This window comes from Actinomadura roseirufa, assembly GCF_900659635.1.
GTDB classification, from domain to species: Bacteria; Actinomycetota; Actinomycetes; order Streptosporangiales; family Streptosporangiaceae; genus Spirillospora; species Spirillospora roseirufa.
Genome location: NZ_CAACVB010000062.1, coordinates 24,441 through 35,716 on the forward strand (window position 1 = coordinate 24,441; position 11,276 = coordinate 35,716).

Here is an 11,276-nt window from a genome sequence, read left to right on the forward strand (position 1 = left end):
TCGGGCGTTCGGGTCAGGGGGCGGGGAGGACGATGATGCGGTCGTCGTCCGGGGCCGGGGCGCCGCGGCCGTCGCGGTTGCTAGTGGTGATCCAGAGGGAGCCGTCCGGGGCGCGGACGACCGTGCGGAGCCGGCCGTAGGCGCCGGTGAGCCTGGCGGCGGGACGGCCGAGGGCGCCGCCGGTCAGCGGGATCCGCCACAGCCGCTCGCCGCGCAGCGCCGCGGCCCAGAGGGCGTCCCCCGCGAAGGCGAGGCCGGACGGGGACGCCTCGCCGGTCGGCCAGGTGATGAGCGGATCGGTGAGCCCCGGGCGGCGGCCGCGGCCCTCGACGAGGGGCCAACCGTAGTTGGCTCCTTTCACAATCCGGTTGATTTCGTCGACATCGTCTTGTCCGAATTCGGTGGCGAAGAGTTGCCCCTCGTCGTCCCAGGCGAGGCCCTGGACGTTGCGGTGCCCGTACGACCAGACCCGGTCGCCGAACGGGTTGCCGGGGGCGGGGGCGCCGGTGGGGGTGACGCGCAGGATCTTGCCCGCGAGGGACTTCCTGTCCTGGGCGAGGTCGCGGTCGCCGGTCTCGCCGGTCGTGATGTACAGCATCCCGTCGGGGCCGAAGGCCAGCCGTCCGCCGTCGTGGTTGGAGCCCTTGGGGATGCCCGTGACGATCGGCGTGAGGGCGCCGAGACGTCCGTCGTAGCGGGCCCGGGCGACGCGGTTGCCGTCGCCCGCGGTGAAGTACAGGTAGATCAGGTGGTCGCGGGCGTGACCTGGGGAGACGGCGACGCCGAGCAGGCCGCCCTCGCCCTCGGGACGGACGCCGGGGACCGTGCCGGCGACCGTGGTGCGGCCCGCCGGGGTGACGCGCAGGAGCCGCGCGGTGGCGCGTTCGGTCACGAGGGCGTCGCCGCCGGGCAGGAACGCCAGCCCCCACGGCACCTTCAGATGGGCGACCAGGACGCGGGGCGACCCCGGCCGGGCCGGGGCGCTCCCGCCGCCGGAAGCGCCCGGCGGGGGACCGGGCGAGCGCTCCCCACCGGGCGTGGACGACGAGCAGGCCGCCGCGAGCAGGACGGCCGCGAGGACGAGCGGCGTGCGCATGAGGTCTCCTCCCGGATCCAGGATGACAGGAGACGGACGTCACAGGCCCGGCGGACGTGAAAACGGTCACGCAGCGTGATGCAGGTCAGGGGCGTCGAGGGGGTTTCGGACGTTCCTGGCGGCGGGGTGACACGGCCGTTCGTCGCCGGGAGGACGCCCAGCCTCAATCGCTCCGTGACCTACGGAACGTACATTGAGCGACACGGTGATCCCGCACTGCAGCAACGTCGCTGATCTCCGGCCGGCGCAGGGGATGCGCCCGCCGTCGCCTCGCGCCGACCCTGCGCGGGGCACGTTTCATGACCTTCCGGACGTTACCCGAGCGGCCGGCGAGGTCGGCGGATCCATGTCTCCCCCGGCGCGACGTCGCGTCCGTGGAGGACCGAGCGCTCCCGGCGGGGCGGGAAGGGACACGGCGCGATGAGCGGCGAGAACGCGCGGCGCAGGCCGCCTCGGGCGCTCGCGGTCGCGATGGCCGCGGTCGTCGGCGTGCTGTACGCCACCGGCTCGCTGCTGGGCTGGGGCGGCACGGCCTTCATCGCCTGGGCAGAGGCGGCCGCCGCGGGCGCCGCCGCGGTGTCACTGCTGCTGTCGGCGCGCGTCCCCAAGGGCCCGGCGCCGGGCGAGGCGGCCGGCCCCGGCGGGTTGTGGCGCGCCTCCTGGCGCTGGTACGGCATGGCCGCGGCCTGCTGGTTCGCGGGCGCCGTCGGCAGCGCCGCCGCCGACGGCACAGGCCGCAGCGCGCTGTCGCTGTCGGTGTCGGACCTGTTCTACCTGGCCGCCGTGGCCGCGCTGGTCACGGGCCTGGTGGTGCCGATCAGGCCGCCCCGGGACGTCAGGACGTGGCTGCGCTACGCCGCCGACACCTATGTCTGCGCGGCCGCGCTGTTCGTGCTGGGCTGGGTGATCCTGTTCAGCTCGCTCTACCACCAGACGGGGGAGTCCCCGTCGGAGTTCCTCCTGGAACTGCTGTATCCCCTGATCGACGTGGTGCTCGTCTGCGGGGCGCTGCCGTTCGTCCTCGGCGCGGCGCGCGGGCACCGGCGGCTCGCCTGGATGGGCTACGGGGCGCTGGCGGCGTTCGCGGTCGCGGACGTGGTGACCACGGTCGTGCGGCTGGACGGCGTCGCGCCGGCCGACGACCCGGCCGACATCCTGCGCCTGGGCGGGCTGCTCCTGCTGCTGCTCGTCCCGTGGACGGGGCCCGCCGCGGCCGTCCCCGAGGAGGTCGACGACATCCCCGAGGGCGTCGCCGTGGCAGCGCCGGCCGCCGAGGAGGGCGGCCGGATGATCGGCCCGGGGCTCGCCCCGGCCGCGGTCGCCGCGGCGGCCGCGCTGTTCGTCGCCGGGCACTCGCTGACCGGCGCCGACGGGCTGGAGCCGGTGGTGCCGGCGGTGGCGGGCTCGGCCGCGCTGGTGCTGATCGCGCGGCTGGCGGGCCTGCTGCGCGAGAGCGACGCGCTGCGCCGCGCGGTGGCGACGGGCGAGGAGCACTTCCGGGCGCTGTCGGAGAGCATCAACGACGCGGTGCTGATCTGCGACCTGGACGCGACCGTCCAGTACGCGAGCGCGGGCGCGCTGCGGTCCTACCGGTACACGCCGGAGGAGCTGCTCGGACGTCCCCTGCATGAGATCGTCCACCCGGAGGACCTGCCGCGCGTCCAGGACGTGTTCACCGAGTTCCTGGAGGACGGGACGGGCGGCCCCGAGGACTCGCTGCGCGTGCCGTGCCGGGTGCGGGCCGCGGACGGCACCTGGCTGCCGACCGAGGCGACGATCTCCCGGTACGCGGGGACGGGCGAGGCGCCGGGGCGGCTGCTGGTGACGACCCGCGACCTGAGCGAGCAGGCGGCGCTGCAGCGGCAGGTCGCGCACCTGACCTTCCACGACGGCCTGACGGGCCTGCCGAACCGGTCCTACTTCGAGGAGCGGACCCGCGAGGTGCTGACGCGCCAGCCGCAGGGCGGCCAGGTCGCGGTGGTCTTCGTGGACCTCGACGGTTTCACGGCGGTGAACGACTCGGCGGGGCACGCCGCGGGCGACCAGGTGCTGGCGCAGGCGGCGCGGCGGCTGCGGGCCACGGTCCAGGCCGACGACACGGTGGCGCGGTGGGGCGGGGACGAGTTCTCGGTGCTGGTCCAGCTGCCGTCCGACGACCGGGAGACGCGGGCCGCGGTGGAGCTGGCCGGGCGGCTGCTGCGGGTGCTGTCGGGCGAGCCGTACCAGGTGGGCAGCCGGCACATCGTGCTGACGGCCAGCGTGGGCATCGCGTTCGCGGGCGACGAGGAGCGGCCCGCGCCGGGCGGGCCGGGCGGCGGTCCGGAGGCGGGCCGGCGGCTGCGCCGCACCGCCGCCGACCTGATCCGCAACGGCGACCTGGCGATGGCCCGCGCGAAGGAGCAGGGCGGCGGCCGGGTGGAGGTGTTCGCGCCGCACATGCACGCCGACGTCGTGCGCCGGCTCGAACTCGGCAGCGACCTGCAGCGCGCGCTCGCCGACGAGCAGTTCGCGGTGGAGTTCCAGCCGGTCGTGGACCTCGCGACGTCCCGGGTGACCGGGGTTGAGGCGCTGCTGCGCTGGTGGCGGGGGAGCGAGTCGGTGCCGCCGGAGGAGTTCATCGGCCCGGCGGAGGAGTCGGGGCTGATGATCCCGCTCGGCGGCTGGGTGCTGCGCGAGGCGTGCCGCGAGGTGGCGCGCTGGCGCGGGGACTCCTGGGACGTGGGCCTGTCGGTGAACTTCACCGCCCGGCAGATCGCGGCGCCGCGGTTCGTGGAGTCGGTCGCGGCGGCGCTGGAGGAGACGGGGCTGCCGCCGGCGGCGCTCACCCTGGAGGTGCGCGAGGAGGTGCTGGTCGAGGACGCGGGGCAGAACGTGGCGCGGCTGTCGGCGCTGCGCGACCTCGGCGTCCGGCTGGCGATCGACGACTTCGGCACCGGGTACGCCTCGCTCGCCTACCTCGGGCAGCTCCCGGTCGACATCATCAAGATCGACCCGTCGTTCGTGGCGGGCCTCGGCGTGGACGAGACGCGCACGCTGCTCACCCGGACGATCGTGCGGCTGGGCCGCGACCTCGGCATCACCGTGGTCGCCGAGGGGATCGAGCGGCCCGAGCAGCTGGAGCTGCTGCGCGAGATGGGCTGCCCGCGCGGCCAGGGGTTCCTGGTGGCGCGGCCGATGGCGGCGGGCCGGGTCGAGTCGCTGGTGCGGACGAACCTCACCGCGCAGGGCCGCCCGGGGGAGGTGCCGCTGCCCCTTCCGGGCTGATATGCTCCGCCCTCCCGTCTCATTTTCTGAGACAAAGCGTCCAGGGATTTGACCCGCGGGCCGAAGTCGGCGAAAGTGGCTGTCGTGCAGAGCACTTCCATCATTCTCGTAGTACTTGGTCGGCGCGCAGGCTGACCAAGCTTTCCGACCTGCGCGCCTCCCCTCGACCGCTTCCCGGCGGCGGGGGTTTTTTGTTGCCCGGCGAGCCAGACTCACTCCCCAAGGAAACGCAGATCATGACGACCGAACAGATGACGGGAGCCCAGGCGCTGGTCCGCGCCCTGGAGAACGTCGGCGTCGACACGGTGTTCGGCATCCCGGGCGGCGCGATCCTCCCGGCCTACGACCCGCTCTTCGACTCCGCGAAGCTGCGCCACATCCTCGTCCGGCACGAGCAGGGCGCCGGACACGCCGCGCAGGGGTACGCGATGGTCACGGGCAAGGTGGGGGTGTGCATGGCCACCAGCGGGCCGGGCGCGACCAACCTCGTCACCGCGATCTCCGACGCCTACATGGACTCGGTGCCGATCGTGGCGATCACCGGCCAGGTCACGTCCTCGCTGATCGGGACCGACGGGTTCCAGGAGGCCGACATCGTCGGCATCACGATGCCGATCACCAAGCACAACTTCCTGGTGACCAGGGCCGAGGACATCGCGCGCACGGTCGCCGAGGCGTTCCACATCGCCGGGACGGGGCGTCCTGGACCGGTCCTGGTCGACATCGCCAAGGACGCGCTCCAGGCCACCACGGCGTTCGAGTGGCCCGTCCAGCTCCAGCTCCCCGGGTACCGGCCCGTCACCCGGCCGCACTCCAAGCAGGTCAGGGAGGCGGCACGGCTGCTGTCGGCGGCCGAGCGCCCGGTGCTGTACGTCGGCGGCGGGGTGCTGAAGGCCAACGCGTCGGCCGAGCTGAAGGTGCTCGCCGAGCTGACCGGGGCGCCCGTCGTCACGACGCTGATGGCCAAGGGCGCGCTGCCCGACAGCCACCCGCTGCACATGGGCATGCCGGGCATGCACGGCGCGGTCGGCGCGGTCGGCGCGCTGCAGCGGGCCGATCTGCTCATCGCGCTCGGCGCCCGGTTCGACGACCGGGTCACCGGCAAGCTGGACGGGTTCGCCCCCGGCGCGAAGGTCGTGCACGCCGACATCGACCCCGCCGAGATCTCCAAGAACCGGCACGCCGACGTCCCGATCGTCGGGGACGCCCGCGAGGTCCTCGCGGACCTGATCGTCGCCGTGCAGAAGGAGCACGAGGCGGGCCGCAAGGGCGACTACGAGGACTGGTGGCGCCAGCTCAGGGCCTGGCGCGAGACCTACCCGCTGGGCTACGACGTCCCCGCGGACGGGTCGCTGTCCCCGCAGTACGTCATCGAGCGGATCGGCAAGGTCGTGGGCCCCGACGCGTACTACGTCGCGGGCGTCGGCCAGCACCAGATGTGGGCGGCGCAGTTCGTCAAGTACGAGCGGCCCGGCGCCTTCCTCAACTCCGGCGGCGCGGGCACGATGGGCTACGCCGTCCCGGCGGCGATGGGCGCCAAGGTCGGCGCGCCCGGCGTCCAGGTCTGGGCGATCGACGGCGACGGCTGTTTCCAGATGACCAACCAGGAGCTCGCGACCTGCGCGATCGAGGGCATCCCGGTCAAGATCGCGGTCATCAACAACGGTAACCTCGGCATGGTCCGGCAGTGGCAGACGCTGTTCTACAACGAGCGCTACTCCAACACGAACCTGCACTCGCGGCGCATCCCCGACTTCGTCAAGCTGGCCGAGGCCTACGGCTGCGTCGGGCTGCGCTGCGACCGGGCGGAGGACGTCGACGCGGTCATCGCCAAGGCGATGGAGACCAACGACGCGCCCGTCGTCATCGACTTCGTCGTCCACCAGGACGCCATGGTCTGGCCGATGGTCGCCGCCGGCACCACCAACGACGACATCAAGATCGCGCGAGACATGGCCCCCGACTGGGAGAACGGAGACTGACCCGATGAGCCTGCACACCCTCTCGGTGCTGGTGGAGAACAAGCCGGGCATCCTCGCGCGCGTCGCGGCCCTGTTCTCCCGGCGCGGCTTCAACATCGAGTCCCTCGCGGTCGGCACCACCGAGCACCCGGAGATCTCCCGGATGACGATCGTGGTGAACGTGGCCGACCTGCCGCTGGAGCAGGTCACCAAGCAGCTCAACAAGCTGGTGAACGTCCTGAAGATCGTCGAGCTCGACCCGTCGGCGTCCGTCCAGCGCGAACTGGTGCTGGTCAAGGTCCGCGCGGACGCCGAGACGCGCTCGCAGGTCCTGGAGACCGTCCAGCTCTTCCGCGCCAAGGTGGTGGACGTCGCGCCGGACGCGGTCACCATCGAGGTCACCGGCAACCGCGACAAGCTGGACGCCTTCATCCGGATCCTGGAGCCCTTCGGCATCAAGGAGCTGGTGCAGTCCGGCATGGTGGCCGTCGGCCGCGGCGCCCGCTCCATCACCGACCGCTCGCTGCGGGCCATCGAGCGCAGCGCGTGATCCGTCCCGTCATCCACGAAAACACTGAAAGGCAGCAGCACTGTGGCTGAGATGTTCTACGACGACGCCGCCGACCTGAGCGTCATCCAGGGCCGGCACGTGGCGGTCATCGGCTACGGCAGCCAGGGGCACGCGCACGCGCTCTCCCTGCGCGACTCCGGGGTCGACGTGCGGGTCGGGCTCCGCGAGGGCTCGGCCAGCCGCGAGAAGGCGGAGGCCGAGGGGCTGCGCGTGCTGACCCCCGCCGAGGCGGCCGAGGAGGCCGACCTCGTCATGCTGCTGGCGCCCGACCACCACCACCGGGAGATCTTCGAGAAGGACATCCGGCCGGCGCTGGTCCCGGGCGACGCCCTGTTCTTCGGGCACGGCTTCAGCATCCGCTACGACCTCGTCCAGCCCCCGGAGGGCGTGGACGTGGCCATGGTCGCGCCGAAGGGCCCGGGGCACCTCGTGCGCCGCCAGTTCGTCGCGGGCCGCGGCGTCCCGGTGATCGTGGCGGTCGAGAAGGACCCGTCCGGCGGTGCCTGGCCGCTGGCGCTGTCCTACGCCAAGGCCATCGGCGGGCTGCGCGCGGGCGGCATCAGGACCACCTTCACCGAGGAGACCGAGACCGACCTGTTCGGTGAGCAGGCCGTGCTGTGCGGCGGCGCGTCCGAGCTGGTCAAGACCGGTTTCGAGGTGCTGACCGAGGCCGGCTACCAGCCGGAGGTCGCCTACTTCGAGGTGCTGCACGAGCTGAAGCTGATCGTCGACCTCATGTACGAGGGCGGCGTCTCCACGATGTACTGGTCGGTGTCGGACAACGCCGAGTACGGCGGCTACAGCCGCGGCCCGCGCGTGATCACGCCGGAGACCAAGGCCGCGATGAAGAAGATCCTCAGTGAGATCCAGTCCGGCGAGTACGCCAAGGAGCTGGTGGCGGAGTTCGAGGGCGGCCAGACGCAGTTCCGCAAGTACCGCGAGCAGCTGGCCGGGCACCCGATCGAGAAGACGGGCGCCGAGCTGCGCCCGATGATGAGCTGGCTCAAGGACTGAGCCCGCGCCGTCCCGGCCGGGGTCCGGCCGGGACGCGATACGCGTGACGGGCCGCCGGGGGAGACCTCCCGGCGGCCCGTGCCGTCGCGGTGCGCGGCGGGCGCCGGTCAGCCGCCGGTGAGGCGGCGGCGGATCCGCGCGAGCAGCGGGGCGCCGCCCGTGCCCGTCTTGACCAGCAGGGCCAGGTGGCCGCCCTTGGTGAAGTAGACGGTCGTCTCCCTCGCCGTGCCCTGCTTCGCCGAGCCGGTCGTCCGCCGCTGCGGTGCGGTCCTGAACCGCGCCGGCCGCCGGGAGCCGAACCTCGCCTCCCGCCGGACGCCGAGCGCCGTGGCCGCCACGTGCACGTCCCAGCGGCCCGGCTCGACCCCGGAGACGTCGGCGACCAGCTCGAAGGCCCCGGGGCTCTCGGGGCCCTGGTCGCGCGGCCCGGCCGGGAAGCAGTGCTCCTGGCCCGACACGCGCTCGCGCAGGACGATGTCCACGGCCGTCCGGTCGGTGTCGACGCGCTGGAGCGCCGCCGTCCCGCGGATCCGCAGCCGCCCGCCCTGCCAGCCGGCGGCCTCCAGCCGGTGGTCGACGCCGACCTCGGTGGTGATGTCGGCGTCCTGCCGGGGGACGCCGCGCAGGTAGGGGTACAGCGCGTAGATCCGGCCGCCGACCACGACGGCGCCCGCCGGGCTGCCCTCGGCCTCGTCGCGGATCAGCCGTTCGAGCTCGGCGTCCAGCCCGTTCTGGATGCAGAACGCGCGGAGCCGGACGGAGGCGGGCAGCGCCGCCCGCGCGGCGTCGCTGAGCCCCTCCTCGCCGAGGACCCGGCGTGTGCCCTCGACCAGCCGCTCCCGCTGGAGGTGGTCGAGGTCGAGGTAGCGGTGGTCGTACACGCGCAGGACGTCGCGCAGGACACTGATCGTGCTGTCCGAGGTCACGGATCCCTCCCCCGTCGGTCCGCCCCGGTGGCCGGGCCACCGGTTACGTTAGGGGCCCGGTCGATCTCGCACGGTGAAAACGGCCGGAGCCTGTCCTCGCGGATGCATACTCGGTATTGCCAAACCATACGCGGTATGCATACTTAGTAGGTATGTCGATCCGCCATGGCCTGCTGGCCCTGCTGTCGCAGGGGCCCCGCTACGGCTACCAACTGCGCGCCGAGTTCGAGTCGTCCACCGGCGCCACCTGGCCCCTCAACATCGGGCAGGTGTACTCCACGCTCTCCCGCCTCGAACGCGACGAGCTGGTCACCCGCGTCGGGGCCGACGAGGAGGGCCGGTTCGTCTACCGGATCACCCCGCCGGGCGAGGCGGACCTGCGGCGCTGGTTCGCCACCCCGGTCGCGCGCGGCGACCGTCCCCGCGACGAGCTGGCGATCAAGCTCGCGATGGCCGTCACGACGCCCGGCGTGGACGTCCGGCAGGTGGTGCAGGCCCAGCGCACCGCGACCCTGCGCACCCTGCAGGACCTCACCCGGCTCAAGGCCGACGCGCCCGCCGTCCCCGCGGACCAGGGGGACCGCGCCTGGCGGCTGGTGCTGGAGTCCATGATCTTCCAGTCGGAGGCGGAGGTGCGCTGGCTGGACCACTGCGAGTCCTACGTCGCCCGGGTGCCCCCGCCCCCGCCCGCGGGCGCGCCGCCGGCGGGGACCCCCGCCGAGGCCCCGGTGCGAGAAGGGGAAGCGCGCCGATGAGCGTCCTCGCCCTGCACGCCGTCTCCCGCGACCACGGAGCGGGCGCCGGCCTCGTCCACGCCCTGAGCGAGGTGAACCTCACCGTCGCCGCCGGCGAGTTCGTCGCCGTGATGGGCCCCTCCGGGTCGGGCAAGTCGACCCTGCTCGCGCTGGCCGGGGGCCTGGACACCCCCACGTCCGGGCAGGTCGTCGTGGAGGGCGCCGACCTCGGCGCGCTCGGCGGCGCCGGGCGGTCGGCGCTGCGCCGCCGCAGCCTCGGCTACGTCTTCCAGGACCTCAACCTCATCCCGTGCCTCACCGCGGCCGAGAACGTCATGCTGCCGCGCGAGCTGGACGGGGCCCGCGCCCGGCGGGCCCGCGGGGAGGCGCACAACGCCCTGCGGGAGGTGGGGATCGCGGACCTGGCCGACCGGTACCCGGACGAGATGTCCGGCGGCCAGCAGCAGCGGGTGGCGATCGCCCGCGCCCTGGTCGGCGACCGGCGGCTCCTGCTCGCCGACGAGCCGACCGGCGCCCTCGACAGCCACACCGGCGAGGACGTCATGCGCGTCCTGCGCGGCCGCTGCGACGCGGGCGCCGCCTGCCTGATGGTCACGCACGAGTCGCGGCACGCCGCCTGGGCCGACCGGGTCGTGTTCCTGCGCGACGGCCGCGTCGTGGACGCCACGCCCGGCCGTCCCGGGCCCGAGACGCTGCTCGAGGACGCGCGGTGAGCGGCTATGGAGCCGCGCTGCGGATCGCGCGCCGGGACGCGCTGCGCGCCCGGGGCCGCACCGCGCTGGTGATGTGCATGATCGGCCTGCCGGTCATGGTGATCGTCGCGCTGTCGGTCGTCGCCCGGACGGCGGAGTGGTCGCCGCGCGAGGAGGCGCCCTACCGGCTCGGCACCGCCGACGCCCGGCTCACCGGCACCGGGCACGACCGGACGAGCCAGGCGGCCGACGACGACATCGGGATGGCCGGCCCGGAGGACGACCGCCCGTGGAGCACCGAGGAGATCAGGGCGCGCGTCGTCGCCAAGTACGGACCGCGGGCGCGCGTGCTGCCCCTCGGCGCGGAGATGTCGCTGCCGCTGCGGACCCCGCACGGCCAGGTGCGGGCCGAGCTCACCGAGCTCGACGTCCGCGACCCGCTGGCCCGCGGCCTGTTCAAGATCACCGAGGGTCGTGCCCCCGCCTCGCCCGACGAGATCGCGCTGGCGCCCTCGTTCGGGTCCAAGGGCTATCCCGTGGGCTCCTGGGCCGAGGTCGACGCCGCCGGAACCAAGAGGCGCGTGGTCGGCCACGTGCGCTCCGCGCGCCACCCGGACGCCCGGGTCGCGCTGGCCCTGCCCGGATCGGTCCCGGGCCTGCGGCCGCCCCGCCCGCAGTGGCTCGTCGACGCGGGCCGCGAGGTCACCTGGGCCGACGTCACCGACTTCAACTCGACGGGGATCACCGTTCTCTCGCGGGCCGTGGTGGACGACCCGCCGGCCGAGAGCGAGCGGGCGTTCGCCGGAGATTCCGGGACGGTCTCCGACGCGCCGCTCGTCGCCCTGATCGCCGCGATGGTCGTGCTGGAGGTCGTCCTGCTCGCCGGGCCCGCGTTCGCGGTCGGCGTCCGGCGGCAGCGGCGCATGCTCGCGCTGGTCGCGGCCGCGGGCGGCGAACCCCGGCAGCTGCGCGCCGTGGTCCTGGCGGGCGGCCTGGT

Annotated in this window: 8 protein-coding genes and 1 pseudogene; 7 read left to right on the forward strand and 2 right to left on the reverse strand. The window is 74.0% G+C overall.

The features are described from left to right. Window positions 1-13 precede the first annotated feature (13 nt). On the reverse strand, window positions 14-1,096 hold the full coding sequence (locus E1291_RS16070; RefSeq protein ID WP_131738613.1) for a PQQ-dependent sugar dehydrogenase: 1,083 nt from the start codon (window positions 1,094-1,096) through the stop codon (window positions 14-16). A gap of 420 nt (window positions 1,097-1,516) precedes the next feature. On the opposite strand from E1291_RS16070, the gene E1291_RS16075 reads away from it, so the two are divergent. The 4 genes from E1291_RS16075 (at window position 1,517) to ilvC (ending at window position 7,906) form a co-directional block, all read left to right on the forward strand. Then, the gene (locus E1291_RS16075) at window positions 1,517-4,360 is read left to right on the forward strand and encodes a putative bifunctional diguanylate cyclase/phosphodiesterase (protein WP_131738614.1); all 2,844 of its coding nucleotides are present in this window, start codon (window positions 1,517-1,519) and stop codon (window positions 4,358-4,360) included. A gap of 194 nt (window positions 4,361-4,554) precedes the next feature. Then, entirely contained in the window at window positions 4,555-6,342 is a 1,788-nt protein-coding gene (locus tag E1291_RS16080) for an acetolactate synthase large subunit (protein WP_278045262.1), read from the forward strand. A 4-nt stretch (window positions 6,343-6,346) separates the two neighbouring features. Continuing rightward, entirely contained in the window at window positions 6,347-6,871 is a 525-nt protein-coding gene (gene ilvN, locus E1291_RS16085; protein WP_131738615.1) for an acetolactate synthase small subunit, read from the forward strand. 51 nt (window positions 6,872-6,922) lie between these two features. Then, entirely contained in the window at window positions 6,923-7,906 is a 984-nt protein-coding gene (gene ilvC, locus E1291_RS16090) for a ketol-acid reductoisomerase (RefSeq protein ID WP_131738616.1), read from the forward strand. 107 nt (window positions 7,907-8,013) lie between these two features. On the opposite strand, the gene E1291_RS16095 is transcribed toward ilvC, so the two are convergent. Beyond that, window positions 8,014-8,832: a hypothetical protein gene (locus E1291_RS16095; RefSeq protein WP_131738617.1), complete on the reverse strand. Its 819-nt coding sequence runs from the start codon at window positions 8,830-8,832 to the stop codon at window positions 8,014-8,016. Between the two features lie 152 nt (window positions 8,833-8,984). Between E1291_RS16095 and E1291_RS16100 the strand changes: the two genes are divergently transcribed. The 3 genes and pseudogenes from E1291_RS16100 to E1291_RS16110 all read left to right on the forward strand — a co-directional run. Next, window positions 8,985-9,587 (forward strand): PadR family transcriptional regulator, encoded by a 603-nt coding sequence (locus E1291_RS16100; protein WP_131738618.1) that lies wholly within the window; start codon window positions 8,985-8,987, stop codon window positions 9,585-9,587. Next, a complete protein-coding gene (locus tag E1291_RS16105) occupies window positions 9,584-10,300 on the forward strand; it encodes an ABC transporter ATP-binding protein (RefSeq protein WP_131738619.1) in 717 nt (238 codons plus the stop codon). Before E1291_RS16100 ends, E1291_RS16105 begins: the two co-directional genes overlap by 4 nt. Then, window positions 10,297-11,276, forward strand: a pseudogene (locus E1291_RS16110) (FtsX-like permease family protein); the annotation flags it as partial. The gene E1291_RS16105 and the pseudogene E1291_RS16110, both read left to right, overlap by 4 nt.

What these genes read in the sequence shown, in the direction of transcription:
- E1291_RS16070 (WP_131738613.1), bottom strand. Translation starts at nt 1,096, where the DNA reads ATGCGCACGCCGCTCGTCCTCGCGGCCGTCCTGCTCGCGGCGGCCTGC.
- E1291_RS16075 (WP_131738614.1), top strand. Translation starts at nt 1,517, where the DNA reads ATGAGCGGCGAGAACGCGCGGCGCAGGCCGCCTCGGGCGCTCGCGGTC.
- ilvN (WP_131738615.1), top strand. Translation starts at nt 6,347, where the DNA reads ATGAGCCTGCACACCCTCTCGGTGCTGGTGGAGAACAAGCCGGGCATC.
- ilvC (WP_131738616.1), top strand. Translation starts at nt 6,923, where the DNA reads ATGTTCTACGACGACGCCGCCGACCTGAGCGTCATCCAGGGCCGGCAC.
- E1291_RS16100 (WP_131738618.1), top strand. Translation starts at nt 8,985, where the DNA reads ATGTCGATCCGCCATGGCCTGCTGGCCCTGCTGTCGCAGGGGCCCCGC.
- E1291_RS16105 (WP_131738619.1), top strand. Translation starts at nt 9,584, where the DNA reads ATGAGCGTCCTCGCCCTGCACGCCGTCTCCCGCGACCACGGAGCGGGC.